This is a genomic window from Sphingomonas sp. PR090111-T3T-6A (genome assembly GCF_000383095.1).
In the GTDB taxonomy this organism is placed as follows: domain Bacteria; phylum Pseudomonadota; class Alphaproteobacteria; order Sphingomonadales; family Sphingomonadaceae; genus Solisphingomonas.
On sequence record NZ_AORL01000010.1, the window covers coordinates 595,681 to 621,438 of the forward strand.

Below are 25,758 nucleotides of genomic sequence, written 5' to 3' on the forward strand. Positions count from 1 at the left end.
GGGATTAGCGCACCAGGGACTCGCGCCAAAAGTAAACAGATTATTAATCTGCGCCCATGATTCAGGCATCGCGCACCTTGTCCGCCACGCCGCTTCGTCCGGCGTTCGCCCATCGCCCCCGTGCGCGCTACTTCGTGCCGCCGGAAGTCGTGCCCTCCATCCCCGCCATCGCCAAAGGCGTGCGCTGGACCCTTGCGAGGGAGGACATGGTCTTCTTCGCCGCCTGTTATGCGGCCGGGCTCGCCTTCTTCCTCATCATGCTGAGCTGAGCGCGCGGTCGGCGGCGCGATGCAGCCGCCAGGCGATCGCCGCGGCCAGAAGGCTGCCCACCACCACGACCAGCAGCGTTCCCGTCACCGGCACACCGACGCGGATCAGCGCCGCGAACAGCAACGCGCCCATCACCATCGCGCCCGAATTGACGATGTTGTTCGCCGCCACCGTGCGCGCGGTATGGAGCTTGTCCACCGTCGTCGTCAGGAAGGCATAGAGCGGCACCACGAACATGCCGCCGGATACCGCCACGCCGAACAGGTCCACGAGGATATGCTTGGCGCCGCTCAGTTCGAGGAAGGCCTTCCAGCCGACCATCGTCTCCGGCGCGTCCCAATGCCCGGCGACGTGATGGAGATCGAGCAGGAACAGGCCCATCAGGATCGCGGCGGCCGGTGCGTAACGGGCCGAGACGGTGCCGCCGAGCAGCCGGTTGATCGCGATCGAGCCGATGCCGACGCCCACCGAGAAGACGGCGAGGAACAGCGTCGCCACCTCCTGATCGGCGTACAGCACATTCTTGACCAGCGGCACGAACAGCGTGCCGAGGATCGCCGCCTGCATCCAGAAGCAACTGATCGCGAGGATGGCGAGGAAGAGGCGCGGCACGTGCAGCGTCTCCGACACCAGCCGGATCGACGCGCGCACGACGTGGAGGTCGACGCTGTCGTCCTCGATGACCGGCGGGGCGGGGGGCACCTGCTGGCCGACGATGCGGCCGACGAGCGCCACCGCCAGCACGGTCGCCGCGGCGGCCTCGGCCGGGATGATCCCGCCGACGATGATGCCGAGCAGGACGCCGCCATAGGTGCCGGCCTCGATCAGGCCGGTGCCGCCCAGCACCTCGTCCGAATCCAGATGCTGCGGCAGGAGCGCATATTTGATCGGGCCGAAGAAGGTGGAATGCACCCCCATCGCGAACAGCGCGGTCAGCAGCAGGGGCACCGATTGCAGCAGCAGCCCGCCCGCGCCGACCAGCATGATGCCGATCTCCACCGTCTTCACGATGCGGATGATCCACGCCTTGTCCCGGCAATCGGCGAGCTGGCCGGCCAGCGCCGAGAACAGGAAGAAAGGCAGGATGAACAGCGCATTGGCGGCCGCGTTGAACGCCGCTTCGAGCCTATTGTCCGAGAAGATCCGATAGGTGACGAGCATCACCATCGCGGTCTTGAACAGGTTGTCGTTAAAGGCACCCAGGAACTGAGTGGAGAACAGAGGCAGGAATTTCCTGCGTGTCAGGAGCTTCAAGGATGCTTGCATATATGAACGCGACGACCCGCCTTCCCCACGGTGAGGGCAGCACATAGCCCAGCACGGCCCGAGTACCAAATCCCATCGTTAACAGCATTGTGCCGAGGTGGTTCAAACCGTTCCTCCAATGGGCTAGGCTGTTCGCGCCTGCCATCTCGATCGGATATGCCGCACCCGATGTTATCGCTTCCCAACCTGCTGACGCTGTCGCGAATTTTCGCGGTCCCGATCCTCGTCGCGCTGCTCTGGCACCCAGGCTGGGCCGGCTATGTGCTGGCCTTCCTGCTCTACTGCCTCGCCGGCATCACCGATTATTTCGACGGCTATCTGGCGCGCGCGCAGGGCACCGTGTCGAAGCTCGGCATCTTCCTCGATCCCATCGCGGACAAGATCATGGTCGCCGCCGTGATCGTGATGCTGATTTCCACCGAGCAGGCGATCGGCGGCCATCCGGTGATCGCGGGCTGGCATGTGATCGCGGCGCTGGTGATCCTGCTGCGCGAGATCGCGGTGTCGGGCCTGCGCGAGTTCCTGGCGCAGCTTTCGGTGTCGGTGCCGGTCAGCCGCCTCGCCAAGTGGAAGACGACCTTCCAGATGGTGTCGCTCGGCGCGCTGATCCTCGCGGGCGCGCTGCCCGAATGGCCGTGGGTGCACGCGCTCGGGCTCGTCTGCCTGTGGCTGGCGGCGGGGCTGACGCTGGTGACGGGTTGGGACTATCTGCGCGTCGGCCTGAGGCACATGGACTGAGCGATGGCCGTCCACCTGCTCTATTTCGCCTGGGTGCGCGAGGCGATCGGACGCGACGGCGAGACGATCGACCTGCCGGGGAAGGTGGATACGGTGGCGGCGCTGGTCCGCTGGCTGGCGGCGCGCGGCGGCGGCTATGCCGAGGCGCTGGCCGAGCCGGCACGGCTGCGCTGCGCGGTGGACCAGAGCTTCGCCTCGCTCGCTACGCCGATCGCGGGGGCGCGGGAGATCGCGCTGTTCCCGCCGGTGACGGGCGGATGAGCGCCCGCATATCCGTGCAGGAGGCGGATTTCGACGTTGCCTCCGAACTGGCCCGGCTGGAGGCGCTGGGCGGCGGCGGGGTCGCGAGCTTCACCGGCGTGGTGCGCGGCGGCGACGGGCTGGAGGCGCTGCGGCTGGAGGCCTATCCCGGCATGACGCAGGCCGCGCTGGAGGAGATCGCGGCGGAGGCGCAGCGGCGCTGGCCCCTCGTCGGCCTCACGCTAATCCATCGTCATGGCACGCTGCCCGTCGGCGAGCGGATCGTGCTGGTGGGGGCGGCTTCGCGCCATCGCATGGCGGCGCTGGAGGCCTGCGCCTTCCTGATCGACTGGACCAAGACGCGCGCGCCCTTGTGGAAGCAGGAGCTGTTCGCCGGTGGCTCCACGCGCTGGGTGGAGCCCAGGCCGGAGGACGATGTCGCCGCCGCGGCCTGGGACTCCAGCGCGGAGCATGGCCGCCCCTAGGCGGCGCTCTTCAGCGCATCGGCCAGCAGGCGGAATTCCTTGGCGCGGGGGCTCCCCTTGCGCCAGGCCAGCGCGATGCGGCGGGAAGGGCGCTCGGCATCCAGCTTGCGGGTGACGACGCTCGTGCCGTTCAGGATGCCGGCCTCGATCGCCATCTCGGGCAGCAGGGTCACGCCCAGCCCGTTGTCCACCATCTGCACCAGCGTGTGGAGCGAGGTGCCCAGCATCGACGCCTCGGCGGCCAGTTCCGGCCGGTTGCAGGCGGCGAGCGCATGGTCCTTCAGGCAATGCCCGTCCTCGAGCAGCAGCAGGCTGTGCTCGTCGATCGCGTCCGCCGGCACCGGGTCGGGAACCGTGTCGCTCTGCCCGCCGGGGAAGGCGAAGTGCAGCCGGTCCTCGAACAGGTCCTGCGATTCCACCTCGCCGCAGCGATAGGGAAGGGCGAGCAGCACGCAGTCGAGCCGCCCGCGCTGGAGCGAATCGCACGCCGCCGAGGTCACTTCCTCGCGCAGATAGAGCTTGAGGTCCGGCCATTCGGCACGAAGCCGGGGCAGCAATCGCGGCAGCAGGAAAGGCGCGATGGTGGGGATAACGCCCATGCGCAGCTCGCCCGAGAGCGGCTTGCCCGCCGCGCGCGCCAGATCGGCGAGCGTGTCCGCTTCCGCCAGCACGCGCCGCGCCTGTGCCGCGATACGTTCGCCGACGGGCGTGAAGCGCACCACGCGCCGCGTCCGCTCCACCAGCGTCAGGCCCAGCAGCGACTCCAGTTCGCGTAAGCCCGCCGACAGAGTCGACTGGGTGACGAAGCAGGCGTCCGCGGCATTCCCGAAATGGCCATGCTCTTGCAAAGCCACCAGATATTGGAGCTGCTTCAGCGTCGGAAGGTAGATGCTCATCCGGCGAACTTTTCGATCATAACGCTAGGAATAATCGATTTGTCGTCGGCATAGCAATGCTGCACAGCGGGGTGGCTTTTCGCATCCGCACACACGAGGAGGAGCGTTGCGCGCCCCTTTTTGCGAGAGAGGAAGCCCTCATGTCCTTCGAAGCCTTTGTCGATGCTCTGCCCGACTATGCCAAGGATCTGCGGCTGAACGTCGGCGTGCTGCTCAAGGATCAGACGCTGGGCGACCAGCGCAAATATGGCCTGCTGCTGTCCTGCGCGCATGCCACCGGCTACAAGCCGATCGTCGAGGCGGCCGAGGCCGAGTGCGAGGGCAGGCTCTCGCCGGAAGCCGCCGATGCCGCCCGCGCCGCTGCCGCCGTGATGGCGATGAACAACGTCTATTTCCGCTTCGTCCATCTCGTGTCGGACCCGGAATATGGCACGCTGCCCGCCAGGCTGCGCATGAACGTGGTCGGCAATCCGGGCATCGCGAAGGTGGATTTCGAGCTGTTCAGCCTCGCCGTCTCGGTGATGAACGGATGCGGCCTGTGTATCGATGCCCATGAAAAGGTGCTGAAGCAGCACGGCGTCGGCGCCGATGTGGTGCAGGCCGGCGCGCGCATCGCCGCGATCGTCAAGGCAGTGGCCACCGTTCACGCGACGCTCTGAAACCGGGGCGCCCCGGGGAGGGGCTGGCGAGGGCTGACATGCCCGCCCTCTCGCAATCCCCGGAGGAGCGTCCTAAATAGGCCGCAAGTCAAGGGGAGCTGCCCATGCCCGGCCGTCTGGTCGCCTATCTGGATTCGATCAAGGCGCGCGATCCTGCGCCTCGATCGCGTTGGGAAATTCTGTTGTATCCGGGCGTATGGGCGCTCGGTTTCCACCGGATCGCGCACGCGCTGTTCAATGCGCGCTTCTTTTTTCTTGCCCGCGCGGTCAATCACTGGTCGCGGATGTGGACGGCGATCGACATCCATCCCGGCGCCACCATCGGGCGCAATCTCTTCATCGATCACGGCTTCAGCGTGATCGGCGAGACGTCGGTGATCGGCGACAACGTCACCATCTACCAATGCGTCACGCTGGGCGGCACCAATCCGGTGAACGGCAAGGCGGGCAAGCGCCATCCGACGTTGCTCGACGGCGCGGTGATCGGATCGGGCGCGCAGGTGCTGGGGCCGATCACGGTGGGCGAGGGCGCGCGCGTCGGTGCCAACGCCGTCGTCACGCGCGATGTGCCGGCAGGCGCCACGATGGTGGGCATCCCCGCCAAGCAGACGCTGGTCGACGCCGCCGATTACAACCGCTTCACGCCCTATGGCACGCCCTGCGGGGACCAACTCGACCCCGCGACGCAGAAGCTGGAGATCATGCGCTGCGAGATCGACCAGCTCCGCAAGCGCATCGACGATGTGATCCGCGAGCGCGACGATGCCCGCGCGACGCTTCGGCGCGTCGATCCTGATCGGGAGAGCGCGTGAGCGGTATCGTCACGCCGTTTCCGGGCGGCTCCGTTCGCGCGGCCGGGCAGGTCGGGTTCGAGCGGATCGAGCTGATGCGCATCCTCGATCTCTATGGCCGGATGGTCGCGGCGGGGCACTGGAAGGACTATGCGATCGATTTCGAGCGCGACGTCGCGACCTTTTCCGCCTTCCGCCGCGCCGCCGAGCGGCCTGAATATCGCATCGAGAAGCGCCCGGCGCTCCGTCATCGGCAGGGCATGTGGGCGCTGCTCGGCGAGCATGGCGTGGTGCTGAAGCGCGGTATCGAACTGGGCCCGGTGCTGGCGCCGGTCGAGCGCAAGCTCCTCCGCCTGATCGAGGATTAGAGCGGAATCCGCACCTTCACATGCTTGCCGCGCAGGCGGACCATCGGCGGATCGCGGGGTGGTCCGGGCGGAGCCTCGATCTCGTGGAAGGTCCACCGCCCGGTAAGGCTGGCCGCGCGAGGCGCGGTGTTGAAGGCGATGCGGTCGCCGAACAGGCGCGACAGGTCGAAGTGACTGGCGACCGGCTGCCCGCCGCCGCCCCACGGCGCCGCCTGAGCGGCACTGGCTGAGAGCAGCAGCGATAGGCCGAGCAGCCGGCGCATGACCCTGTCCCGTAGCGGAGCATAGGCTGATTCAAAGCGGGAGAGGCCGCCTTGGTTCCCTCCGCGCGCCGAACGCAACGCAGCGCCCGACGGAGCGTTTTGCAGCCGGACCCAAAGGGGGAGCGCGATGACCGACACCATGCCCTTCAACCGCATGATGACCGCCGGGCTGGACCTGTGGCGACTGCAATGGCGCGTCGCGGAGACGATGCTCGCCTCGCAATCCGTGATCGCCACGCGCATTGCGATGATGGGAGCGGGCCTCGGCGATCCGCGCCGCATCCCCTTCGCCGAGATGGCGCGCTTCGTGCCCGAGAAGATGGCGGCGTTCGACGCGGCCGGGCGGGGCGCCGCGCGTCATCTCGCCGCGATGGAGGGGGCCGGGATGTTGGAGCTGTTCGAGAGCGGGCTGGCCGCCTCGCTCGCCTGGTGGGCGCCGCTGCATGGGCGCTCCACTGCGAATGCGAGGCGGCTCGGGCGCCGCCGTCGCTAGAAGAACAGCTTGCGCAGGCTGATCTTCACCGTCCGGCCGAGCGGATCGAGATAGGCAGGCTGGTAGCTGAGCGGCGTCATCCCGTTCGCGTCGCGGACGTGCTGGCGGCTGTCGAAGATGTTGGTGACGGCGAGCGTCACGCGCATCCCGCGCGCCCAGCGATGCTTCACCAGCGAGGGCTGCTGGCCGAGATCGGCGAACAGGCGGAAGTTCGCGGTGGCGAGCGAGGAGAAGTGCAGGTCGCCCGTCGCGGTGCCGGCGCCGCCCGTGACGGTGGTCGCGCTCTCCCACTGGCCGCTGAAGCGCGCGCCGATGCCGTTGTTGGTCATGCCGACCTGAAGCTCCAGCTCGTGGCGGGGCTGGCCGCCGCCCGATCCGGTGGTGCCGCCGTCGAGCAGGTCGAGGCGCGGGCCGCCCTGCTTGATGAGGATGTCATCGCGGAAGAACCAGGTGTGGTAGAAGGAGACCTGGAGCCGGCCGCCCCCTTGTCCGCCGCCGCCCCGGCCGCCGAAACCGCCGCTGCGACCGCCGCCGCCGCCTCCACGGAAGCCATTGCCGTCGCCGCCGCTGCGCGGGCCTTCGCTGGTCGTCGAGCCGTTGGCATTGCCGCCGCCCGGAAAGCGGCCGAAGCCGCCCGCAGCCCTGAGCGCGCGATAGGCGTCGATCAGCTTCTGCGAGGATTTGAGCTTCTTCGTGAAGTTGAAGCCCCAGCGCAGCTCCTGCCGATCTTCGCGCGCGAAGTTGATCGGGCGGACGTCGATGCGCTCCAGATTGCCGTCCTCATCGCGGGTGAAGCGATCGGGGAAGGCCGCCTCGATCGCCGCCGTCGGCGAGGGGAAGCCCGCGATCGCATTGCGGATGCTGGAGTGGATATAGTTGGCCGTGACGGTGAAGTCCGTCCCCTTGATCGGCTTCAGCGTCAGCCCGATCTTGTCGACATGGCGATGATCCGCCTGGAGCGCGGGGTTGCCCCCCGCCGTTTCCGACACGTCCACCGTCTGCCCGGTGCGATAGTCGAACACGCGCACCTCGGGCGTGACGATCACCGGATTGCCGAGCTGCTGCACCGTCGGCGCGCCCTCGTCATGCGTGGTGGAGGCGATCAGGTTGATGCCGTCGCGCGGGCTCCAGTTCACGCCGTAGCCGTAGGTGGTGAGCGTGCCGAAGTCCGACAGATGATCGACCGCGACGTTGAAATTGGCCGAGAGGTCGCCGATCGCGCCGAGGATGTGGTTCTTGCGGCTGGTGAGCGGCAAGTCGAGGTTGAGCTGGCCGGAGGCGTCGCGCCGGGACAGCGAGGCGCTCTGCACGATCCCGCCGCGCACCGACGTGGAATCGAAGCCGCTGTCCGACCAGCCGACCTTCACGCTGGACGAGAGCGGCCCGGCCGGCAGCTGCACCAGCGGCCCGTTGGCGACGAGCTGGATATTGCCGGTGTTGGAGATCGCCCGCGCCCGCGATTTCTGCATCGCGCCGAGCAGGTTCGCCGGGATGGGGCCGAAGGGGTTGAGGCTCGCGTCGCCCGCATCGAGCGCGGCCTGCACGGCGGAGACGTCCACGCCCGTCTGCGTGATGGTGCGCGTGTCGCCATGGTCGACATTGCCGGTGAAGGACAGGCGCCACTTGGCGAAATCGCCGTTGAGGCTGAAGCCGCCATGTGCGGTCAGCGTCCGCGTGCTCTGCCGGAGCGGATCGGTGTCGAGATAGCGATAGAGCGCGATCTCCTGCCCGAACGGCGAGAAGGGATCGGTCGACGGCACGAGGAACTGGCTGCCCGGAAGCCCGCGGAGGCTGTCAGTGTCGGTGATGTCGAACGTGCCGTTGACGGTGGCGCTGATCTTCTGCGTGAGCGGGTGGGCCAGCACCGAGTTGACGGTGAAGTCCCGCTTGGACGGTGCCAGCGTGCGATAGGGCGAGATGTCGGTGACGTTGGGCGTGCCCGCCGTGCCGGCGAAATCATCGAGGCCCGGCGCGCCGTTCGCCGCCGAGACGGGGACGCCCGCCACCGTGACCGGATGCCCCACGGCGGCGCTCAGCGCGGGATCGATCTCCGCGCCGCCGAGGCCGGTGATGTTGCCGGTGAGGTCATAGGGGCGGCCGGTGGCGGCGGACATCAGGCCCCGGTCGCTTTCCAGCAGCGAGGCGGTGTCCTGATATTTGAAGTCGAGGTTGACGCGGCTGTCGCCCCGGATGTGGAGCAGGTCGAGGCTGGCCGTGCCGTTCTCCGCGCCGCCGTCGGTGGTGGTGCTGCCGCCGCCCTCGCCGGTGAGCGCGCGGAAGCGGCGGCGCAGCACGATGTTCACCACCCGCTGGTCGGCCGAATAGCCATATTTGAGCGCGACCTCCTCGGGCAGGATGTCGACGCGCAGGATCGCCTCGGTCGGGATGTCGCGGATTTCGCTGAAGCTGGAGATGCGCTTGCCGTTGAGTAGCACTGCCGGCGCCTCGCCGCCACGGCCGCGATCGCTGCGGACTTCGGGGCCGAGTTCGTTGAGCAGGTCGGCGACCGAGCTGACGCCATAAGCACGGATATCGGCGGGGCTGTATTGCAGCTCGGCGGGGATGTCGCCCACCACCGCACCCGGCAGGCGCTGGCCCTTGACGACGATCTCCTCATCGTCGGCGGAGGCTTCGGGTGGGGGCGGGGTCTTGCCGGCCGTCGAGGGTGCCGCCGGATAGGCGAGGGCGGGAAAGGCCGAAACCATGCCGAGCAACAGCGGCACGGAAGCATATAGACGGCGCCGGAAAGCCGTCCCACTCGTCGTCACGCGAATTTCCCCCACTCGAAAGGCACACGCCTTGTCGGCCCCTTAGCCTCCCATTCCTTCCATGGGATTGCAGGGACAAGCCCCTTCGGGACATGCCGGAGAAATATTGCGGAGGCGCGTGCGCGCGCCCGTCATTCGTTGCCGAAAATGCCCCCGAGCAGCCCACCGATCGCGGCGCCCGCCGCGCCTCCGCCCAGCGCCGCGCCGACATTGCCGCCGCCCCGCGCGCTTTCGCCGTTGGGCAGGTGGCGGGCGATCTCCTCGGCGAGATTGAGGATCGGCATCGACTGGAGCCAGATGCGCCCCGGCCCCGTCAGCGTCGCGAGGAACAGGCCCTCGCCGCCGAACAGGACGTTGCGGAAGCCGCGCACCATCTGGATTTCGGTGGAGACGTTCGGCTCCTGGATGCCGATATGCCCGGCATGGACGCGCAGCCGCTCGCCCGGCGCGAGGGTCTTCTCCACCACCTCGCCCGAGAGATCGAGGAACACCGTGCCCGGCCCGGTGACGCGCTGGAGGATGAAGCCCTCGCCCGCGAACACGCCCGCGCCGAGACGCTGCTGGAGCGCGATGTCGAGCGTCACCGAGGCTTCGGCGCAGAGGAAGGTCTCCTTGCGGCAGATCAGCGACTGGCCGGGCGCGAGCTGGACGGGCAGGATCTTGCCGGGGAAGCGCGGGGCGAAGGCGATGTGGCCGGCCTGCTCGGCGCTATATTCGGTGATGAACAGGCTGCCGCCGCCCATGGCGCGCTTCAGGCCGGCGAAGAGGCCGCCGCCGGTGTGCGTGTCCATGCCGATGCCGTCCGACATCCAGGCCATGGCGTGCGTCTGGCTGAAGAGGCGCTCGCCGCGATCGAGGTCGATCGAGACGGTCTGCATGACGGTGCCGGAAATGTCGTAGCGCATCGCACTCTCCCCAGGGCCTGCCGCCCGTCTTCTAGGACGCGGCGCGGGAAGAGGCGAGGGGCACGAGGCCCCTCGCGTGACGGTCAGGCGCGGCCGTCGGCGTCCAGCGCGTAGCCGGCCGAGCGGACGGTGCGGATGATGTCCGGCATCACGCCGTCATTGTTGATCGCCTTGCGCAGACGACGGATGTGGACGTCCACGGTGCGCGGCTCGATGTCCGCCTCGCGGCCCCACACGGAGTCGAGCAGCCGCTCGCGCGAGAAGACGCGGCCCGGATGCTCCAGGAAATGGCGGAGCAGGCGGAATTCCGTCGGCCCCAGCGCGATATGGCTGCCGTCGCGGCGCACCTTGTGGCCGACGAGGTCCATCTCGATGCCGCCATATTCCAGCCGCTCGCCGGCCAGCGCCGGCCGCACGCGGCGCAGCACCGCCGACACCCGGGCAAGCAGCTCGCGCGGGGAGAAGGGCTTGGTGATATAATCGTCCGCGCCGGTTTCGAGGCCGCGGACGCGATCCTCCTCCTCGCCGCGCGCCGTCAGCATGATGATCGGCAGGTTGGCGGTTTCGGCGCGGCGGCGCAGGCGGCGGCACACCTCGATACCGGACAGCCCCTCGACCATCCAGTCAAGCAGGACAAGGTCCGGCGTGTTCTCGGTGGCGAGCAGCAGGGCCTCCTCGCCGTCGGGCGTGCGCTCGACGTCGAAACCCTCGCGCTCGAGATGCCAGGAGACCAGCTCGGCGAGCGCCGCATCGTCCTCGACGAGCAGAACGCGGCCCGGCATCGCTTATTCGGCTCCCTGCTGGGCAGCGGCGGCGAAGGGATCGGGGCCGCGCGGGCGGTCCATCAGTTGCTCGCCGGTCGCCGCGAAGAACACCATCTCGGAGATGTTGGTCGCGTGATCGCCGATGCGCTCCAGATTCTTGGCGATGAAGAGGAGGTGGGCCGACTGCGTGATGCTGGTCGGGTTCTCCATCATGTAGGTGAGCAGCGTGCGGAACAGGCTGTTGTAGAAATCGTCGACATGGCGATCGGCTTCCTGCACCGCCACCGCGGCGGCGGCGTCGCGCGCCGCATAGGCGTCGAGCGCGCCGCGCACCATGTCGGAAACGGCGCGCGCCATCGCCGGCAGGATCGCCATCGGCTCGCTGTTGCGCATGTCGGTGAGGAGCGGCACGCGCTTGGCGATGTTCTTCGCATAATCGCCGATGCGCTCGATCACGCCGGAAATCTTGAGCGCGGCGACCGCGTCGCGCAAATCGTCGGCCATCGGGGCGCGGAGCGCGATCAGGCGGATCACCTGGCGCTCGATCTCGGCCTCCAGCTCGTCGATCTTGCGATCTTCCTGCACGACGGCGGACGAGGCTTCCAGATCGAGACGCGAGAGCGCCTGGATGCTTTCGGTGATCGCGGCTTCCGCGCGGCCGCCCATTTCGGACACGAGGCCGCGAATCTGACCCAGATCGCTGTCGAACGCTTTGACGGTGTGGCCGGTGGTCGCCATCTCATATCCCCAGTCGGCACCGCCCAGCCCGCCTGCAAAGGGTGCGGGCGTCAAGCTGGACGTATGGCTTCGCGAGCGCTCTGCACGCCAATTGTTACAATTGCGAGTAGCACGGGATTTGCAACAAGATCTGCCCCGAATCAGTGACCTTCCAGTGACAGCAGGCGATGTTTCGCATCCTCCGCCGCCGGCGCGGGGAGCGGCACCAGCCCGCGCGCGGTGAAGGCGCCGCCGGGCGCCAGCGCATCCGCATAATAGCCGAGCAGGCGGGGCAGGTGCGCCACGGCGGGCGCCTCGCTGGCCTTGGCGAGCAGCAGCAGCGGCGCGCTCGCCGGGTAGCGGCCGGAGACGATGGTCTCGGGCGTCGGCATGATGCCGTCGAGGGGGAGCATCTTCAGCGTGTCGGCATGGGCGACGGCCTGCGCATAAGGGAGGATGCCGATCGCGCCTGGCGTCGCGGCGACGGCCTGCGCGACCAGCTCGGCGTCGGCGCCATGGCCCTTGTAGCCGCCATCGTGGCGGATCGCGCCGTGCCTGGGCGGGAGGATGCGGTCGAACAAGCCATCCGCGATGGCCGGATCGGGGGCGGGGCCTTCGATCCTGATCGGTGCAGCCGGCAGAGCGGGGTCGAGATCGCTCCACCGTGGCGCGGTTTCCGTGATGGCGCGGGTGAGGAGCGCGCGGGTCGGCGTCCATTCCGGTGCGCTTCGGGATGTCACGATGACGAAGGCGGTGAAGCCCAGCGGCACGCGCGCGACCTGCACCACGCCCTTGGCGGCGCAGCGCCGCGTCTCCTCGGAGGTGAGATCGCGGGTGGCGACCACGATGTCGGGGTGGAGCCGCCCCGGACCGTCGCAGAAGCGGGCGATGCCTTCGCCGCTGCCGCCCGCGCGGACCAGCGGGGCGATGGCGTCGGGCTCCTCGCGCATCAGCCGCTCGGCGGCGTAGGTGGAGAAGGGATAGGCCGCGCTCGATCCGACGACATGGATCTGGTGCGGCGCAGGCCCGGCGTTCGGCGTGCGGCTGCACCCGGCGGAAAGGAGAAGCAGGGCGGCGGCGAGCAGGGACGGCGTGCGCGACATGCGCCTTGCCTAGCCCGCCGCCGATCGCCCCGCCAGCTATTCGGCGGCGGCCGCCTTGCTGTCGAGCAGGATGGGCAGCAGCACCGTGATGGTGGTGCCCACGCCCTGCGTGCTGGCGATGTCGAGCCGGCCGCGATGGCGCTCGACGATATGCTTCACGATAGCGAGGCCCAGCCCCGTGCCGCCCACCGCGCGGCTGCGCCCGGCGTCGACGCGATAGAAGCGCTCGGTGAGGCGGGGGAGGTGCTGCGGCGCGATGCCCTCGCCCTCGTCGATCACCGCGAGGCGGAGCATGGTCGGCCCGCCGCGCGCCACCACGACGCGCACGGGGCGCACCGGATCGCCATATTTCAGCGCGTTGCTGACCAGATTGTGGAGAAGCTGCGAAAGCTGCGCGCGATCGCCCGCGACCGGCGGCAGGCCTTCCTCAACCTGAAGCTCGACGCGCGACCGGCCGCTGCGATCGCCGCGCAGCGTGTCCGCCGTCTCCCGCGCCAGCGCGACCAGCGACACGGCATCGGCAGGCGCGCGATGCTTGTCCGCCTCGATGCGGGAAAGCGAGATCAGGTCGTCCACCAGCCGCTGCATCCGCCGCGCCTCGCCCGCCATGATGCCGAGAAAACGCTCGCGGACGGGGGCGTCGTCGGGGCCGTTCGCGTCCTCCAGCGTCTCGATGAAGCCGATCAGGCTGGCGAGCGGGGTGCGCAGCTCGTGGCTGGCGTTGGCGACGAAATCTACACGCATCCGCTCCGTGGCGCGGGTGGCGGTGCGGTCTGTGAGGCGGACGACGCGCGTGGCCGGGCCGAGCGGCTGGACCGAGAGCGTCCAGTGCCGGTCCGGATCGCCGATGCCGATGATCTCGACGCTGCCGGCGGTGTTGCCCTCGCGGGTGAGCAGTTCGGTCGCGGCGGGATAGCGGACGGCGACGCGGACATCCTCGCCCACCATATGATCGCCCAGCATGGCGACGGCGGCGGCGTTGGCGCGCACCACCATCTTCCCCTCGACCAGCAGCAGCGGCTCGTCGAGCGCGCCGAGCAGATCCTCGACGCCCGGCGTGGGCGTGAGGGCGGGCTGGATCGCGGATTCTTCCTCGGGCTCCAGATCGCCGCGGCTCCAGCGGCGGGCGGCGGTCAGCAGCAGGGTGAGCCCCACGCCGACGAGGATGCCCGCCAGCAGCACCACGGCGTCACCGGCCGACGCGATCGCCAGCGCCAGGCCGCAGATGACGGCCAGCGTTCCCATGATCGCAATCAGCCCGATACGCTCCATCAACTCCACCTCGTCCCGCTTTGTGTCGCTTTGCCTGTCACCTTCGTGTCGGCCCTCTTATGATGGCCGATGTTTACAGATAAGAAAGGCCGACGACCTATGTGGGGGCTTGATGGCTGAGGATTATGACAAGCCGGAGAAATTGCCGGAGGCGGAAAGCCACGGTTCTCCAGCGTTGCCGGGGCGCCGCGCGGCGCTGATGCTCGGCGCGGTGGCGGCATCGTCGGTCGTCACCATCCGGCCGGCTCTGGCGTCGACGGCGGCGTCCGTCCTGAACTGCCGCATTCCCATTCCCGATCCGGGACATGCCGGCGAATATGTCGCGTCGGACGGCCGCCTCGTGCCGCCGGAGACGAAGGGCTCCTTTCCGCCCGCGCCCCGCGCGGTGACCGGCGAGGAGGCGAAGAAGATGATGAGCGGCATGTCCCCGCCGGGCTTCGATCCCTCGGCGCGGCAGGCTTATGTCAACTATATCCGCCGGCTTCAGCATGGCACGAGCGGCTTCACCTGCTACGCCTCGCTCCAGATGCCGCGCCCCTGATACGGGGATGACGATGCCCGTCTATGCCGCCGATCCGCCTTCGGCTCGCGCGGTGGCGGTGTTGGACGCCCTGGTGGCGGTGCTCCATCGTCCTTCGGGTGCGACGCACCTGCTGGCCTCGCCTGCGCCGGAGCTGCTCGATGCGCTGGCTGAGGGGCCGGCCGACGTGCGGACGCTGCTGGAGCGGCTCTCCCGTCAATATGATCTGATCGGCTCGGAAACCGACGCCATCGAGGCGCGGATGGAGGAACTGGTCGCCGCCGGGCTCGTCTGGCGGGCATGAGGCATGTCCACGCGGTCAGGGTCGGCCCGGTGGGCTTCCGCGTCGGTGCCGCGTGGCGTGCGCCGGTGGAGGCGCTGGCGGCGCTCTACGAGGGCTATCCCGAGCCTGAGGGCGCGATCCCGGACCTGACCGTCCGCCTCTACCCCGAACGTCCGTGGAGGCGCTGGCTGCGGCCTTCCGTGGCGATCTCGGGGGATTACTGGCTGCCCGACGCGGCGCCGCTGCCTTTGGAGCAGGGGCTTCTGGCCGCCGAGATGGGGATGAACCTCCAGGTCGCGTTGGGCTGGCGGCGGCATCTGCTGCTGCATTGCTCGGCGGTGGAGCGGGACGGGCGCGTGCTGCTGATGTCGGGCGCGTCGGGCTCGGGCAAGTCGACGCTGGCGACTTTGCTCGCGATGAACGGCTGGCGCTTTCTCGGTGACGAGTTCGCCTTCGTCTCGCTGGAGGACGGCCGCATCCATCCTTTCCCGCGCGCCGCCAGCCTGAAGAATCAGGCGATCGCGGCGGTGCGCGAGGCGGGCGGCACGGTCGGCCCGGTGATCGAGGATACGCCCAAGGGACGCATCGGCTATTGGCGGCCGCCTGCCGATGCACTGGCGCGAATGGCGGAGACGGCGCCGCCCGCGCTGCTGCTCTTCCCGCGCTTCGGTTTCGCGCAAGCCGCCGAGCGGATGGCGCCGAGCGAGGCCTTCATGCGGCTCACCCAGGCTTCGACCAATTATGTGGCGCTGGGGGAGGCGGGCTTCGCTGCCCTGTCGCGGCTGGTGCAGACGGTGCCGGCACTGACCATCGACTATCCCGACAGCGCGACCGGCCTCGCACTGGTCGAGCGGCTGTGGAGCGAGGCATGACGGCGGCGCGCCTGCTGGTCGCGGCGCTGCGCGATCCGGGGAGCGTCGCGGGGCTCTCGGCGGCGGAGTGGACCGCGCTCCTCACCGCCGCGCGGGCGGAGCGTCTGATCGGCACGCTGGCGCATCGGCTCGATCGGCGGAGCGTACCCGCGAGCGTTGCCCGTATCCTCGCCGACGCCGGGGAGGGCGCAAAGCAGGAGCGCCGCGCCGCGTTGTGGGAGGCCGAGATGGCGCGCCGGGCGCTGGCGTCGCTCGATGTGCCGGTGGTGCTGCTCAAGGGCACGGCCTTCGCGGCGGCGGGGTTCGATGCGGGGCAAGGGCGCTCGATCGGCGATCTCGACATCCTCGTGCCGCAGGGCGCGCTCGACGCCGTGGAGCAGGCGCTCCGTGCCGCAGGGTGGGAGGCGGTGAAGGAGGATGCCTATGACGACGCCTATTATCGCCGCTGGATGCACGAGCTTCCCCCGCTGATCCACCGCGAGCGGGACCGGATGATCGACGTCCACCACACCATCCTGCCGCCCACGGCGCACCCGACGCCGGATGCCGGGGCGCTGCTGGCGGACGCGGTGCCGCTCGGCAACGGGCTGTCGGTGCTGTCTCCGGCGGACATGGTGGTGCACGCGGCGGCGCATCTCTTTGCGGATGGTGATCTGGCGGGGGGGCTGCGCAACCTGTGGGATATCGACCGGCTATGCCGAGAATTTTCGCAGGACGGTCAGGGCTTCTACCTACATCTTGTCGAGCGGGCCTATTTCCACCGGCTCGGTCCTCATCTGATGCGGGCATTGCGCCTGACGCATCACCTCTATGGAACTCCAGTTCCTCCGTATCGAACGCCTCTCCGGATCGATCTGAATATGACGGTGGCGGATCTCCTCTTCGTCAGACGCCTGCTGGCCCGCGACGGCTGGGGGCGGCAGGGGCACAGCCTTACGCGCTTCGGCTTCTACATCCGCTCGCACTGGCTCAGGATGCCGCCGCTGATGCTCGCCCGCCATCTCTGGACCAAGGCCACCCGCAAGCCGGCTTGACATGCAACCATAAGGTTGCCTATGAGTCGGAGCGTGGATGAGGACCTGTTGTTCCGCGCGCTGGCCGATCCCGTCCGCCGCATGTTGCTCGACCGGCTTCGCGCCGAGCCCGGCCAGGCGCTCGGTGCGTTGGTCGAGGGAGTGCCGATGTCGCGGCAGGCGGTGTCCAAGCATCTCGCGGTGTTGGAGGCGGCGAACCTCGTCGCGGTGGTGCGGCGGGGGCGGGAGAAGCTGCATTATCTGAACCCCGTGCCGATCCAGGAGATCGCGGCACGCTGGATCGGCACGTTCGAGCGCGAGCGCGTGGCGGCGCTGGTCGACCTGAAGAGCAAGCTGGAGGGCGAGGATGGAAAAGCCTGACCTGGTCTACATGATCTTCATCGAGACGAGTGCCGAACGGCTCTGGTCGCTGCTGACCAGCGCCGAGGAGAGCCCCGGATGGTTCTTCGGCAACCGGATCGAGCTGGGCTCGGCGCCGGGCGAGCCCTATCGCGTCATCCGCGCGAGTGGCGAAACGGTGGTGGACGGCGGCGTGCTGGCGATCGATCCGCCGCGCCGGCTCCGTGTGCGCTGGGACATGCCCGGCGACCCGCTCGGCTCCGGCCGCGCCAACGAGATCGAGTATCGGATCGAGGATGCCGCGCCCGGCGTGGTGAAGCTCAGCGTCTGCGAGTTCCACCATGTCGCCGTGCCCGAGGCGTGGCAGCGGGCCGGCCGGGAAGGCTGGTCGCTGATCCTCTCTTCGCTGAAGACCATCCTCGAAACCGGGCGCACACTGCCGCCCGTCACGCCCTCTCCGCCGGAGGAATGACCATGAACGAGCCCGATTTCGTCTATGTGATCTACATCCGCGCCTCGGCGCAGGCGGTGTGGGATGCGCTGACCGACGGCCACTCGACCGCGTCCTTCTGGTACGGTCGCACCAATGAATCGACGTGGAAGAAGGGCGACATCGTCACCTTTCGCGCGCCGAGCGGCGAGATCGACTTCACCGGCGAGATCACCGAATCCGATCCGCCCCATCGGTTGAGCCACGGCTTCCTGCACGGCGCGCCCGGCCCGATGCGCGACGAGGGCAGTTCGCGCGTCACCTACGACATCACGCCCGTCGAGGATGGCACCGTGCGGCTGACGCTCATGCACAGCGGTTTCCCCGAGGGCAGCGTCATCCGGCCCGGCATCGCCAGAGGCTGGCCGGTGATCCTCTCCGGCCTCAAGACGCTGCTGGAGACGGGCCGTCCGCTGGCCGACATGCTCGATCTGGAGCATGTCGCGGGCCGGGATTAGAGGCTGGCGAGCGCCGGGATCAGCTCGTCCCAGTGATCGATGAGCCGGTCGGCGCCGAGTTCGCTCGGCGGCCGGTCCGAGAAGCCGAAGCTCAGCGCGACGCAGGGCAGGTTGGCGGCCTTGGCGGTGTCGGTGTCGGTGATCGAGTCGCCGACGAACGCCGCCGGGCCTTCGCCGCCGGCCCGCGCGATCGCCTCGAACAGCGGCGCCGGATCGGGCTTGCGCACCGGTAGCGTGTCGCCGCCGACCACCGCCGCGAAGCGATCCTTCCAGCCGAGCGCGGCCAGCAGGTCGAAGGTCAGCGCCTCCAGCTTATTGGTGCAGACGGCGATCTTCACTCCGTCCGCCTCCAGCGCGGCGAGCGCCTCCTCCACGCCGGGAAAGGGGCGGGTGTGATCGGCGATGTGCGCTTCGTAATAGCTGAAGAAGATCGGGAAGCCTTCGTCGATCAGCTCCTCCGACACCTCGCCCGTGGCCGTGAGTCCGTTGCGGAGCAGCGCCCGCACGCCATGGCCGACCATGTGGCGGACATCCTCGGCCGGCACCGCCGGACGACCCAGCTTGCCCAGCGTATGGTTCAGCGAGGCGGTGAGGTCCGGCGCGGTGTCGGCCAGCGTCCCGTCGAGATCGAACACGACGGTGCGGAAGCGGGAGGTTTGGAAGGCGCTCATGGGTCGATCGAATGGCGGCGGGTGCTGGAATAAGCAAGCGCGGCGTGGCATCAGCCGGGCCATGACCCAACCGACCGCCACGCCCCGCCCGTTCGCCGCCGTGATCCTCGCCGCCGGCAAGGGCACCCGCATGAAGTCCGATCTGCACAAGGTGCTCCATCCGGTCGCCGGGCGGCCGATGCTGATGCACCTGCTCGCCGGGATCGAGGCGCTGGGGCCGGTGGCCGAGGTGGTCGTGGTCGGCGCGGGCCGCGAGCAGGTGGAGAAGGCGGTCGAGCCGCGCGGCGCGCGCGTGGCGCTTCAGGAGCCGCAGCTCGGCACCGCCCATGCCGTGCAGCAGGCCGAGGCGGCGCTGGAGGGTTTCGACGGCGATGTCCTCATCCTCTACGGTGACGTGCCGATGGTCCGCACCGAGACGATGGCGCGGATGCTCGCCCGCCTGCACGAGGCGGATCGCCCTGCGGTGGTGGTGCTCGGCTTCCGCCCGGACGACGCGCTCGCTTATGGCCGCGTCATCGCCGACGAGACGGGCACCATCGCCAAGATGGTCGAATATAAGGATGCGACCGAGGCTGAGCGTGCGGTGACGCTCTGCAATTCGGGGCTGATGGCGGTGCGCGGGGCGGACCTGTGGCCGCTGCTCAAGCGCGTCGGCAACGCCAATGCGGCCGCCGAATATTATCTCCCCGACATCGTGATGCTGGCGGCCGAGGATGGCCGCCCCTCCGCCGTGATCGAGGCCGAGGCGTGGGAAGTGGCGGGCGTCAACAGCCGCGCCGAGCTGGCCGGCATGGAGGCCGCATGGCAGGCCCGCCGCCGTGCGCAGGCGATGGCGGACGGCGCCACGCTGATCGCCCCCGAGACGGTGTGGTTCGCGTGGGACACGCAGATCGGCCGCGACGTGACGATCGAGCCCAATGTCGTTTTCGGCCCCGGCGTGAGCGTGGCGGACGGCGCGGTGATCCACGCCTTCAGCCATCTCGAAGGCGCGACCGTCGCTACCAGGGCCGACATCGGCCCCTTCGCGCGCCTCCGCCCCGGCGCGGTGATCGGTGAGAAGGCGCGCGTCGGCAATTTCGTCGAGGTGAAGAAGGCGACGCTTGGGACGGGCGCCAAGGCCAACCACCTCTCCTATATCGGCGACGGCGAGGTGGGCGCGGGCGCGAACATCGGCGCAGGCACGATCTTCTGCAATTATGACGGCTTCTTCAAATATCGCACCGTGGTGGGCGAGGGCGCGTTTGTCGGCTCGAACAGCGCGCTGGTGGCGCCGGTCTCGATCGGCAAGGGCGCGATCGTGGCGGCGGGTTCGGTGGTGACGAAGGATGTCGCCGCCGACGCGCTCGCCCTCGTCCGCCCCGGACAGGAGGAGAAGCCCGGCTGGGCCGCCCGCTTCCGCGCCCGCATGGCGGAGAAGAAGGCGGGCTGAATTCCCTCGCTGCGGAGGGGAAAGCGACTGGCGAGTGTCATGAAACGCCTCTAGACCCCTCCGTTCGAGTAAAAGGGGTGCGTATGTGGAGTGTGTCGAAGTGGCGCCGCTGGAAGATGAAGCGGCTTCTGGCGCTGATCGACAAAAAGGGCCGCCCCAATCGCCATGCACTGAATGATATCGTCCATGACGTTCGGCTGATCGAGCTGAATATCAAGGCGTTCGGCTATGATCTCGCCCGCCGACTGGGCGAGGCGCTACCACCTCCGCCGCGGGATAGTGTCGCCCGCCATGTCGGTCTCTGTTCCAAGGCCTCGACGCAGGCGGATATCGAGAGCGACTGGGTTGCCCACTGGGCGGCCCAGCTCAAGATTCCGGTCGTCTATCACCGCAAGATCTGGGAACTGGCTTACGTCCTCCAGGCTATCCACGAGCATGGCCATATGGTGCCCGGCGCGAGGGGGCTGGGCTTCGGGTGCGGGGTGGAGCCCCTGCCGAGCTATCTGGCGTCGCACGGCGTGGCTGTCACCGTCACCGATCTCGATCATGAGGAGGCGCGGGCCAAGGGCTGGGTCGACACGAACCAGCATGTCAACTCGCTGGAGCAGGCCTTCCATCCCCGGCTCGTCCATCGCGAGGTGTTCGACCGGCTGGTGGACCAGCGCGTGGCCGACATGAACGCCATTCCCGATACGCTTCAGGATTATGATTTCTGCTGGTCGATGTGCGCGATGGAGCATCTCGGCAGCATTCGGCAAGGCCTCGACTTCCTCGAAAATTCGCTGAAGCCGCTCCGGCCGGGCGGGCTCTCCGTCCACACGATGGAGTATAATATCGAGACGGAAGGGCCGACCGTCGACAATTGGATGACGGTGCTGTTCCAGCGCAAGCATCTGGAAGCGGTCGCCGAGCGTTTGCGCGCGCAGGGCCATGAAGTGGCCATGTTCGATTTCGACATGGGCCAGCAGCCGATGGACCAGTTCATCGATCTGCCGCCCTGGCATCACGATATGCCGGAGGACGATGCCCGCCGGCTCGGCACGCCCATGCATCTGAAGCTCGGCATCTCCGGCTTCGTCGCCACCTGCTTCGGCATCATCATCCGCAAGGCCGGCTGACCGCCCGCTTATGGGTGGAGAAACATTCACTTTCCTGCCAGCGTCACGCCTCTAGGAGAGCGATGCGGTGCGCGTTAGGAGGTTTCCACGCGCCAGGGAGTTTGCGGTTCATGTGTGGCATCATCGGCATTCTGGGCAACGAAGCGGTCAGCGGGCGTCTGCTCGACGGGCTCAAGCGGCTCGAATATCGCGGTTATGATTCGGCGGGCATCGCCACCATCCACGATGGCGCGATCGATCGCCGCCGCGCGGCCGGCAAGCTCGACAATCTCGCCCACGTGCTGGAGGCGGACCCGCTTCCCGGCGTCGTCGGCATCGCCCACACCCGCTGGGCGACCCATGGCGCGCCGACCGAGGACAATGCCCACCCGCACGCCACCGACGAGGTGGCCGTCGTCCACAACGGCATCATCGAGAACTTCAAGCCGCTCCGCGACGAGCTGATCGCCCGCGGCCGCAGCTTCAAGTCGCAGACCGACACCGAGGTGGTGGCCCACCTGATCTCCGAGCAGATCGAGGCGGGCGTCGATCCGGTCGAGGCGGTGCGCCTCACCTTGAAGCGCCTCCACGGCGCTTTCGCGCTGGCGATCCTGTTCCGCTCGAACCCGGACCTGCTGATCGGCGCGCGTCTCGGCTCGCCGCTGGTGGTGGGCTATGGCGAGCACGAGGCCTATCTCGGCTCCGACGCGCTGGCGCTGGCGCCGCTCACCCAGCAGATCGCCTATCTCGACGAAGGCGACTGGGTCGTCATCACGCGCGAGGGCACGCAGGTTTACGACCGCGACGACCAGCCGGTCGAGCGCGCCGTCACCGTCTCGGGCGCCAGCGGCGCGATGATCTCGAAAGGCAATTACCGCCACTTCATGCTCAAGGAGATCTACGAGCAGCCGACCGTCGTCGCCCAGACGCTGCGCGCCTATCTGCGCCGTTTCGAGGGCGAGCTGGCGCTGCCGACCGAGGATTTCGACCTCGCGGGCGTCAAGCGCGTCACCATCGTGGCGTGCGGCACCAGCTTCTATGCGGGCATGGTGGCCAAATACTGGTTCGAGCAGTTCGCCCGCGTCCCCGTCGACATCGATGTGGCGAGCGAGTTCCGCTATCGCGAGCCGGTGATGGAGGAAGGCGGCCTGGCGCTCTTCATCTCGCAGTCGGGTGAGACGGCGGACACGCTGGCGGCGCTCCGCCACGCGCGCGCCAGTGGCCAGAAGATCGCGGTGGTGGTGAACGTCCCCACCTCGACGATGGCGCGCGAGGCGGACCTGCTGCTGCCGACCCACGCCGGCCCCGAGATCGGCGTCGCCTCCACCAAGGCCTTCACCTGCCAGCTCGCGGTGCTGGCCGCCTTCGCCGCCAATCTGGCGCGCGCCAAGGGCCGCATCGACCGCGAGGAAGAGAAGCGCATCGTCCGCCACCTCTCCGAAGCCCCCGCCGCCATCAACGGCGCGCTTGCCTATGACGAGGCGATCGAGGCGATGGCCGGCGCCATCGCCAAGGCGCGCGACGTGCTCTATCTCGGCCGCGGCCCGGACTATCCGCTGGCGCTGGAAGGCGCGCTGAAGCTCAAGGAGATCAGCTACATCCACGCCGAGGGCTATGCCGCCGGCGAGATGAAGCACGGCCCGATCGCGCTCATCGACGAGCATGTCCCCGTGATCGTGATCGCGCCGTCGGGCCCTCTCTTCGAGAAGACCGTCTCGAACATGCAGGAGGTGCAGGCGCGCGGCGGTCAGGTGATCCTGATCTCCGACTATGACGGCGTGGAAGCGGCCGGCGAGAACTGCATCGCCACCATCACCATGCCCAAGGTCCACCCGCTGATCGCGCCGATCGTCTACGCGATCCCGGTGCAGTTGCTCGCCTATCATGTTGCGGTGGCCAAGGGCACCGACGTCGATCAGCCGCGCAACCTCGCCAAGAGCGTCACGGTCGAGTGACCGATTGAGAGGGCGGTTCCCGCTCGGGAACCGCCACGCATTCCGTTGTCATCGCGCCGCCGCTATGCAGGCAGGCCGGGGCGCTCAGGTGCCCGCAAGGGAGATGCGTTTTGTCTCATGTCGTGATTGTCGGTGGCGGTTTCTCGGGTGCGTTGCTCGCCATCAATCTGGTGCGCCATGATGGGCCGTGCGCCACGCTGATCGAGCGGCGCTCCGTGCCGGGCCGCGGCACCGCTTACTCGACGGCGCATCCCCGCCACCTGCTCAACGTCCGCGCCGCGAACATGAGCGCTTACCCGGACGACCCCGATCATTTCACGCGCTGGCTGGCGGGCTGCTCGGATTATGACGGCTCCCATTTCGTGCCGCGCCAGATCTACGGCGATTATCTGGAGCAGATGCTTCGCGAGGCGATCGAGCGGAGCACGGGGCGTCTCGCGGTGGTCCATGGCGATGCGGTGGATATCGAGCCCTCCGGCGACGGCCAGCGCGTGCTGCTGGCGGACGGCTCGTCGATCGAAGGCGATGTGGTGGCGCTGGCGGTGGGCAACCTGCCGCCCACCACGCCCCCCGGCATTGGCGAGGCGGCGCTGGCGGACGAGCGCTATATCGCCGATCCCTGGCATGGCTCGCTGATGGAGGGCGTGCCGCCGGAGGGCACGGTGGCGGTGATCGGGACGGGGCTCACCATGGTCGACGTGGCGCTGCTGCTCGACGCCGAGGGCTTTCGTGGGCGGGCGGTGGCGCTCTCGCGTCATGGCTTCACGCCTCAGCCGCATCGTCACGAGGTGGTGGAGCCGTCGCGTACCGAGCGGCCGCCGACCGACGCGGTGGGGATGCTCCGGGCGCTCCGCCAGCGCGCGCGGGAGGTGCCGTGGCGCGTCGCGGTCGACGAGCTGCGCCCCTATACGCAGGGGTTGTGGCGGGCGATGTCCACGACGGATCGCGCGCGCTTCCTGCGCCATCTCCGGCCGTGGTGGGACGTGCATCGCCACCGCATCTCGCCGGCCGTCGCCGAGAAGCTGGAGCGGATGGAAGAGGAGAACCGGCTCGCCATCGAGGCCGGGCGCCTCGTCTCGGTGGAACCGGGGGCGGCGGGGCTCACCATCCGCTATCGTCCGCGCGGAAGCACGGAGGTGCGTGAGCTGGTCGCCGCCAAGCTCGTCAACGCGACCGGGCCGCAGGGCGATCTCGGCCGTGCGCGTGAGCCGCTGCTCCGCGCGCTGCGCGACCGGGGGCGGCTGCGTGCCGACCCGCTCGGCATCGGCCTCGACGTCGATCAGGACTCGCGCGCCATCGACCGCGACGGCAAGGCATCGGACGAACTGCTCGTGATCGGGCCGATGACGCGCGGCGCCTTCTGGGAGATCGTGGCCGTGCCGGACATCCGCCGACAGGCCTGGAGCATCGCCCGCCGCCTCGCCAATTCGCATTGGGTCGAGGGCGAGGGGCTCTAGATCGCCTCGATCAGCGGCGAGAAGGCCTTGGCGTAGAGCGGCGTGCCGGCGCGCGAGAGCGCTAAGTTGCGCAGGAAGCCCGGCAGGGTGCGCACCTTGTCGCGCTTCCGGCTCTGTTGCTGCACCCACTGGACGCGGCCGATGCGGCGCGCGGAGAAGGCGTCGAGTGCGGCCGGGATCGATGCCGCGCCCGCCAGCGCCCCGGCCAGCACCAGCGCGTCCTCCAGCGCCATGCCCGCACCCTGCGCCATGCTGGGCGAGGTGGCGTGGGCGGCGTCGCCGATCAGCACGACGCGGCCCCGGTGGCGGATCTGCGCCGGGATCTCGCGCAGGCGGGCGGCGTGGATCGGTTGGGCGTCGTCGAGGCTCTCGATGATCGGGCGCAGGGGCCCGGCAAAGCCGGAGAAGAGATCGTGCAGGATGCGGGCCGGCGGCACGCCATCATGCGCGCCTTCCGCCGCCGCTACGTCGCCATAGACGTAGAGCTTGCCCGCCTCGACGGGGATCGCGAGCAACGTCCGCTTGGCGCCGAGCATCGCCGTCCAGCCGCTGAGGCCGAAGCGGTTGTCCACGATCGTCCGCCAGCAGGCGATGCCGAGATCGCGCGGCGCCTCCGCCCCGAAGACCAGATCGCGAATCGTCGACTGGATGCCGTCCGCGCCGATCACGAGATCATAGGTCTGCGTCGAGCCGTCGCTGAAGGTGGCGTGCGCGCCCACGCCATCCGAATGGACGCCCGCGACCGCGAGACCATGGCGGATCGGTGCCTCGCCCAGCGCGTCCTTGAGAATGCCCTGCAAGCCCGCACGCGAGAGCGAGAGGCAGCCGCCGCACGCCTGCCAGAAGGCCTTGAGGTCGATCTCGTTGAGGAGGCGGCCGCTGCCCTCATAGATGCGCTGCCGGTCGATCGGGGAGGCGACGGCGCGTACATGGTCGAGCGCGCCGAGCTGGCCCAGCGCGCGCACGGCGTTGCCGGGCAGATACATGCCCGCGCCGCGCGCGGTGACGGCGGCTTCCCGCTCGACGATGTCGCAATCGATATTCCGGGCGCGCAGCGCGAGGGCCATGGCGAGGCCGGCGATGCCGGCGCCGGCGACGAGGATTTTCATTCGGCGATCTTTCGGATGGCAAGCATACTGCTCGAGGAAGGGGTGG

At 68.9% G+C, this 25,758-nt stretch carries 30 protein-coding genes; 19 read left to right on the plus strand and 11 right to left on the minus strand.

Annotated elements, in window-relative coordinates:
* Positions 1-56: 56 nt before the first annotated feature.
* A complete protein-coding gene (locus ST3T6A_RS0105700) occupies positions 57-269 on the plus strand; it encodes a hypothetical protein (RefSeq protein WP_019831939.1) in 213 nt (70 codons plus the stop codon).
* Here ST3T6A_RS0105700 and ST3T6A_RS0105705 read toward each other — a convergent pair.
* Positions 256-1,536, minus strand: a complete 1,281-nt coding sequence (locus ST3T6A_RS0105705) for an MFS transporter (protein WP_026359460.1) — start codon at positions 1,534-1,536, stop codon at positions 256-258. The two genes, ST3T6A_RS0105700 and ST3T6A_RS0105705, sit on opposite strands and share 14 nt — an antisense overlap.
* Before the next feature lie 168 nt (positions 1,537-1,704).
* On the opposite strand from ST3T6A_RS0105705, the gene pgsA reads away from it, so the two are divergent.
* Genes pgsA through ST3T6A_RS0105720 form a run of 3 tightly spaced genes read left to right on the plus strand, consistent with a single transcriptional unit; the run spans position 1,705 to position 2,999 of the window.
* Positions 1,705-2,274 (plus strand): CDP-diacylglycerol--glycerol-3-phosphate 3-phosphatidyltransferase, encoded by a 570-nt coding sequence (pgsA, locus tag ST3T6A_RS0105710; protein ID WP_026359461.1) that lies wholly within the window; start codon positions 1,705-1,707, stop codon positions 2,272-2,274.
* Positions 2,275-2,277: 3 nt separating this feature from the next.
* Positions 2,278-2,535, plus strand: coding sequence for a molybdopterin converting factor subunit 1 (gene moaD, locus ST3T6A_RS0105715; RefSeq protein ID WP_019831942.1), 258 nt, complete (start codon positions 2,278-2,280; stop codon positions 2,533-2,535).
* Complete coding sequence (locus tag ST3T6A_RS0105720; RefSeq protein ID WP_019831943.1) at positions 2,532-2,999, plus strand: molybdenum cofactor biosynthesis protein MoaE; 468 nt, start codon at positions 2,532-2,534, stop codon at positions 2,997-2,999. The genes moaD and ST3T6A_RS0105720 overlap by 4 nt, the downstream gene beginning before the upstream one ends.
* Here ST3T6A_RS0105720 and ST3T6A_RS0105725 read toward each other — a convergent pair.
* On the minus strand, positions 2,996-3,895 hold the full coding sequence (locus tag ST3T6A_RS0105725) for a hydrogen peroxide-inducible genes activator (RefSeq protein ID WP_019831944.1): 900 nt from the start codon (positions 3,893-3,895) through the stop codon (positions 2,996-2,998). The genes ST3T6A_RS0105720 and ST3T6A_RS0105725 overlap by 4 nt on opposite strands.
* Before the next feature lie 140 nt (positions 3,896-4,035).
* Between ST3T6A_RS0105725 and ST3T6A_RS0105730 the strand changes: the two genes are divergently transcribed.
* The 3 genes from ST3T6A_RS0105730 (at position 4,036) to ST3T6A_RS0105740 (ending at position 5,713) form a co-directional block, all read left to right on the plus strand.
* Positions 4,036-4,554: a carboxymuconolactone decarboxylase family protein gene (locus tag ST3T6A_RS0105730; protein WP_019831945.1), complete on the plus strand. Its 519-nt coding sequence runs from the start codon at positions 4,036-4,038 to the stop codon at positions 4,552-4,554.
* A 104-nt stretch (positions 4,555-4,658) separates the two neighbouring features.
* Positions 4,659-5,366, plus strand: coding sequence for a serine O-acetyltransferase EpsC (gene epsC, locus ST3T6A_RS0105735; RefSeq protein WP_019831946.1), 708 nt, complete (start codon positions 4,659-4,661; stop codon positions 5,364-5,366).
* Positions 5,363-5,713, plus strand: coding sequence for a DUF2794 domain-containing protein (locus ST3T6A_RS0105740; protein WP_019831947.1), 351 nt, complete (start codon positions 5,363-5,365; stop codon positions 5,711-5,713). Before epsC ends, ST3T6A_RS0105740 begins: the two co-directional genes overlap by 4 nt.
* Here ST3T6A_RS0105740 and ST3T6A_RS0105745 read toward each other — a convergent pair.
* Entirely contained in the window at positions 5,710-5,976 is a 267-nt protein-coding gene (locus ST3T6A_RS0105745) for a hypothetical protein (RefSeq protein WP_019831948.1), read from the minus strand. The two genes, ST3T6A_RS0105740 and ST3T6A_RS0105745, sit on opposite strands and share 4 nt — an antisense overlap.
* Positions 5,977-6,103: 127 nt before the next feature.
* On the opposite strand from ST3T6A_RS0105745, the gene ST3T6A_RS20760 reads away from it, so the two are divergent.
* Positions 6,104-6,469 (plus strand): hypothetical protein, encoded by a 366-nt coding sequence (locus ST3T6A_RS20760; RefSeq protein WP_019831949.1) that lies wholly within the window; start codon positions 6,104-6,106, stop codon positions 6,467-6,469.
* Here ST3T6A_RS20760 and ST3T6A_RS21775 read toward each other — a convergent pair.
* The 6 genes from ST3T6A_RS21775 to ST3T6A_RS0105780 all read right to left on the minus strand — a co-directional run bounded on the left by ST3T6A_RS21775 (position 6,466) and on the right by ST3T6A_RS0105780 (position 13,998).
* Positions 6,466-9,192 carry a hypothetical protein gene (locus ST3T6A_RS21775; RefSeq protein WP_019831950.1) on the minus strand — a complete coding sequence of 909 codons (2,727 nt, stop codon included), beginning with the start codon at positions 9,190-9,192 and terminating at the stop codon, positions 6,466-6,468. The two genes, ST3T6A_RS20760 and ST3T6A_RS21775, sit on opposite strands and share 4 nt — an antisense overlap.
* A gap of 176 nt (positions 9,193-9,368) precedes the next feature.
* Positions 9,369-10,142: a TIGR00266 family protein gene (locus tag ST3T6A_RS0105760; RefSeq protein WP_019831951.1), complete on the minus strand. Its 774-nt coding sequence runs from the start codon at positions 10,140-10,142 to the stop codon at positions 9,369-9,371.
* Positions 10,143-10,225: 83 nt separating this feature from the next.
* Entirely contained in the window at positions 10,226-10,924 is a 699-nt protein-coding gene (phoB, locus tag ST3T6A_RS0105765; protein ID WP_019831952.1) for a phosphate regulon transcriptional regulator PhoB, read from the minus strand.
* A 3-nt stretch (positions 10,925-10,927) separates the two neighbouring features.
* Positions 10,928-11,644, minus strand: a complete 717-nt coding sequence (gene phoU / locus ST3T6A_RS0105770; protein ID WP_019831953.1) for a phosphate signaling complex protein PhoU — start codon at positions 11,642-11,644, stop codon at positions 10,928-10,930.
* A 140-nt stretch (positions 11,645-11,784) separates the two neighbouring features.
* The gene (locus ST3T6A_RS0105775; protein ID WP_019831954.1) at positions 11,785-12,726 is read right to left on the minus strand and encodes a PstS family phosphate ABC transporter substrate-binding protein; all 942 of its coding nucleotides are present in this window, start codon (positions 12,724-12,726) and stop codon (positions 11,785-11,787) included.
* Positions 12,727-12,762: 36 nt separating this feature from the next.
* The gene (locus ST3T6A_RS0105780; RefSeq protein ID WP_019831955.1) at positions 12,763-13,998 is read right to left on the minus strand and encodes an ATP-binding protein; all 1,236 of its coding nucleotides are present in this window, start codon (positions 13,996-13,998) and stop codon (positions 12,763-12,765) included.
* Positions 13,999-14,110: 112 nt separating this feature from the next.
* Here ST3T6A_RS0105780 and ST3T6A_RS0105785 point away from each other — a divergent pair, with 112 nt between their 5' ends.
* Genes ST3T6A_RS0105785 through ST3T6A_RS19415 form a run of 7 tightly spaced genes read left to right on the plus strand, consistent with a single transcriptional unit; the run spans position 14,111 to position 17,994 of the window.
* Complete coding sequence (locus ST3T6A_RS0105785) at positions 14,111-14,539, plus strand: hypothetical protein (protein ID WP_026359462.1); 429 nt, start codon at positions 14,111-14,113, stop codon at positions 14,537-14,539.
* Between the two features lie 7 nt (positions 14,540-14,546).
* Positions 14,547-14,822 carry an HPr-rel-A system PqqD family peptide chaperone gene (locus tag ST3T6A_RS0105790; RefSeq protein WP_019831957.1) on the plus strand — a complete coding sequence of 92 codons (276 nt, stop codon included), beginning with the start codon at positions 14,547-14,549 and terminating at the stop codon, positions 14,820-14,822.
* Entirely contained in the window at positions 14,819-15,673 is an 855-nt protein-coding gene (locus ST3T6A_RS0105795; RefSeq protein WP_019831958.1) for an HprK-related kinase A, read from the plus strand. Before ST3T6A_RS0105790 ends, ST3T6A_RS0105795 begins: the two co-directional genes overlap by 4 nt.
* Entirely contained in the window at positions 15,670-16,707 is a 1,038-nt protein-coding gene (locus ST3T6A_RS0105800) for a nucleotidyltransferase domain-containing protein (RefSeq protein ID WP_019831959.1), read from the plus strand. The genes ST3T6A_RS0105795 and ST3T6A_RS0105800 overlap by 4 nt, the downstream gene beginning before the upstream one ends.
* A 33-nt stretch (positions 16,708-16,740) precedes the next feature.
* Positions 16,741-17,067 carry an ArsR/SmtB family transcription factor gene (locus ST3T6A_RS0105805; RefSeq protein WP_026359463.1) on the plus strand — a complete coding sequence of 109 codons (327 nt, stop codon included), beginning with the start codon at positions 16,741-16,743 and terminating at the stop codon, positions 17,065-17,067.
* Positions 17,054-17,518, plus strand: coding sequence for an SRPBCC domain-containing protein (locus ST3T6A_RS0105810; RefSeq protein WP_019831961.1), 465 nt, complete (start codon positions 17,054-17,056; stop codon positions 17,516-17,518). The genes ST3T6A_RS0105805 and ST3T6A_RS0105810 overlap by 14 nt, the downstream gene beginning before the upstream one ends.
* A gap of 2 nt (positions 17,519-17,520) precedes the next feature.
* Entirely contained in the window at positions 17,521-17,994 is a 474-nt protein-coding gene (locus ST3T6A_RS19415; RefSeq protein ID WP_019831962.1) for an SRPBCC family protein, read from the plus strand.
* Here the strand turns inward: ST3T6A_RS19415 and gph are convergent.
* On the minus strand, positions 17,991-18,665 hold the full coding sequence (gene gph, locus ST3T6A_RS0105820; RefSeq protein WP_019831963.1) for a phosphoglycolate phosphatase: 675 nt from the start codon (positions 18,663-18,665) through the stop codon (positions 17,991-17,993). The two genes, ST3T6A_RS19415 and gph, sit on opposite strands and share 4 nt — an antisense overlap.
* Positions 18,666-18,726: 61 nt before the next feature.
* On the opposite strand from gph, the gene glmU reads away from it, so the two are divergent.
* The 4 genes from glmU to ST3T6A_RS0105840 all read left to right on the plus strand — a co-directional run bounded on the left by glmU (position 18,727) and on the right by ST3T6A_RS0105840 (position 24,603).
* Complete coding sequence (glmU, locus tag ST3T6A_RS0105825; RefSeq protein WP_019831964.1) at positions 18,727-20,094, plus strand: bifunctional UDP-N-acetylglucosamine diphosphorylase/glucosamine-1-phosphate N-acetyltransferase GlmU; 1,368 nt, start codon at positions 18,727-18,729, stop codon at positions 20,092-20,094.
* Positions 20,095-20,177: 83 nt separating this feature from the next.
* Positions 20,178-21,212: a hypothetical protein gene (locus ST3T6A_RS0105830; RefSeq protein ID WP_019831965.1), complete on the plus strand. Its 1,035-nt coding sequence runs from the start codon at positions 20,178-20,180 to the stop codon at positions 21,210-21,212.
* Between the two features lie 110 nt (positions 21,213-21,322).
* The gene (gene glmS / locus ST3T6A_RS0105835; protein ID WP_019831966.1) at positions 21,323-23,146 is read left to right on the plus strand and encodes a glutamine--fructose-6-phosphate transaminase (isomerizing); all 1,824 of its coding nucleotides are present in this window, start codon (positions 21,323-21,325) and stop codon (positions 23,144-23,146) included.
* A gap of 110 nt (positions 23,147-23,256) precedes the next feature.
* On the plus strand, positions 23,257-24,603 hold the full coding sequence (locus ST3T6A_RS0105840) for an FAD/NAD(P)-binding protein (protein WP_019831967.1): 1,347 nt from the start codon (positions 23,257-23,259) through the stop codon (positions 24,601-24,603).
* Here ST3T6A_RS0105840 and ST3T6A_RS0105845 read toward each other — a convergent pair.
* Positions 24,600-25,712, minus strand: coding sequence for an FAD-dependent monooxygenase (locus tag ST3T6A_RS0105845; protein ID WP_019831968.1), 1,113 nt, complete (start codon positions 25,710-25,712; stop codon positions 24,600-24,602). The two genes, ST3T6A_RS0105840 and ST3T6A_RS0105845, sit on opposite strands and share 4 nt — an antisense overlap.
* Positions 25,713-25,758: the final 46 nt, after the last annotated feature.

Bases quoted from the DNA above. Each gene is read 5' to 3' on its own strand.
- ST3T6A_RS0105700 (WP_019831939.1), top strand. From the start codon at position 57: ATGATTCAGGCATCGCGCACCTTGTCCGCCACGCCGCTTCGTCCGGCG.
- ST3T6A_RS0105705 (WP_026359460.1), bottom strand. From the start codon at position 1,536: ATGCAAGCATCCTTGAAGCTCCTGACACGCAGGAAATTCCTGCCTCTG.
- pgsA (WP_026359461.1), top strand. From the start codon at position 1,705: ATGTTATCGCTTCCCAACCTGCTGACGCTGTCGCGAATTTTCGCGGTC.
- moaD (WP_019831942.1), top strand. From the start codon at position 2,278: ATGGCCGTCCACCTGCTCTATTTCGCCTGGGTGCGCGAGGCGATCGGA.
- ST3T6A_RS0105720 (WP_019831943.1), top strand. From the start codon at position 2,532: ATGAGCGCCCGCATATCCGTGCAGGAGGCGGATTTCGACGTTGCCTCC.
- ST3T6A_RS0105725 (WP_019831944.1), bottom strand. From the start codon at position 3,895: ATGAGCATCTACCTTCCGACGCTGAAGCAGCTCCAATATCTGGTGGCT.
- ST3T6A_RS0105730 (WP_019831945.1), top strand. From the start codon at position 4,036: ATGTCCTTCGAAGCCTTTGTCGATGCTCTGCCCGACTATGCCAAGGAT.
- epsC (WP_019831946.1), top strand. From the start codon at position 4,659: ATGCCCGGCCGTCTGGTCGCCTATCTGGATTCGATCAAGGCGCGCGAT.
- ST3T6A_RS0105745 (WP_019831948.1), bottom strand. From the start codon at position 5,976: ATGCGCCGGCTGCTCGGCCTATCGCTGCTGCTCTCAGCCAGTGCCGCT.
- ST3T6A_RS20760 (WP_019831949.1), top strand. From the start codon at position 6,104: ATGACCGACACCATGCCCTTCAACCGCATGATGACCGCCGGGCTGGAC.
- ST3T6A_RS0105760 (WP_019831951.1), bottom strand. From the start codon at position 10,142: ATGCGCTACGACATTTCCGGCACCGTCATGCAGACCGTCTCGATCGAC.
- phoB (WP_019831952.1), bottom strand. From the start codon at position 10,924: ATGCCGGGCCGCGTTCTGCTCGTCGAGGACGATGCGGCGCTCGCCGAG.
- phoU (WP_019831953.1), bottom strand. From the start codon at position 11,644: ATGGCGACCACCGGCCACACCGTCAAAGCGTTCGACAGCGATCTGGGT.
- ST3T6A_RS0105775 (WP_019831954.1), bottom strand. From the start codon at position 12,726: ATGTCGCGCACGCCGTCCCTGCTCGCCGCCGCCCTGCTTCTCCTTTCC.
- ST3T6A_RS0105780 (WP_019831955.1), bottom strand. From the start codon at position 13,998: ATGGAGCGTATCGGGCTGATTGCGATCATGGGAACGCTGGCCGTCATC.
- ST3T6A_RS0105785 (WP_026359462.1), top strand. From the start codon at position 14,111: ATGGCTGAGGATTATGACAAGCCGGAGAAATTGCCGGAGGCGGAAAGC.
- ST3T6A_RS0105790 (WP_019831957.1), top strand. From the start codon at position 14,547: ATGACGATGCCCGTCTATGCCGCCGATCCGCCTTCGGCTCGCGCGGTG.
- ST3T6A_RS0105795 (WP_019831958.1), top strand. From the start codon at position 14,819: ATGAGGCATGTCCACGCGGTCAGGGTCGGCCCGGTGGGCTTCCGCGTC.
- ST3T6A_RS0105800 (WP_019831959.1), top strand. From the start codon at position 15,670: ATGACGGCGGCGCGCCTGCTGGTCGCGGCGCTGCGCGATCCGGGGAGC.
- ST3T6A_RS0105810 (WP_019831961.1), top strand. From the start codon at position 17,054: ATGGAAAAGCCTGACCTGGTCTACATGATCTTCATCGAGACGAGTGCC.
- ST3T6A_RS19415 (WP_019831962.1), top strand. From the start codon at position 17,521: ATGAACGAGCCCGATTTCGTCTATGTGATCTACATCCGCGCCTCGGCG.
- gph (WP_019831963.1), bottom strand. From the start codon at position 18,665: ATGAGCGCCTTCCAAACCTCCCGCTTCCGCACCGTCGTGTTCGATCTC.
- glmU (WP_019831964.1), top strand. From the start codon at position 18,727: ATGACCCAACCGACCGCCACGCCCCGCCCGTTCGCCGCCGTGATCCTC.
- ST3T6A_RS0105830 (WP_019831965.1), top strand. From the start codon at position 20,178: ATGTGGAGTGTGTCGAAGTGGCGCCGCTGGAAGATGAAGCGGCTTCTG.
- glmS (WP_019831966.1), top strand. From the start codon at position 21,323: ATGTGTGGCATCATCGGCATTCTGGGCAACGAAGCGGTCAGCGGGCGT.
- ST3T6A_RS0105845 (WP_019831968.1), bottom strand. From the start codon at position 25,712: ATGAAAATCCTCGTCGCCGGCGCCGGCATCGCCGGCCTCGCCATGGCC.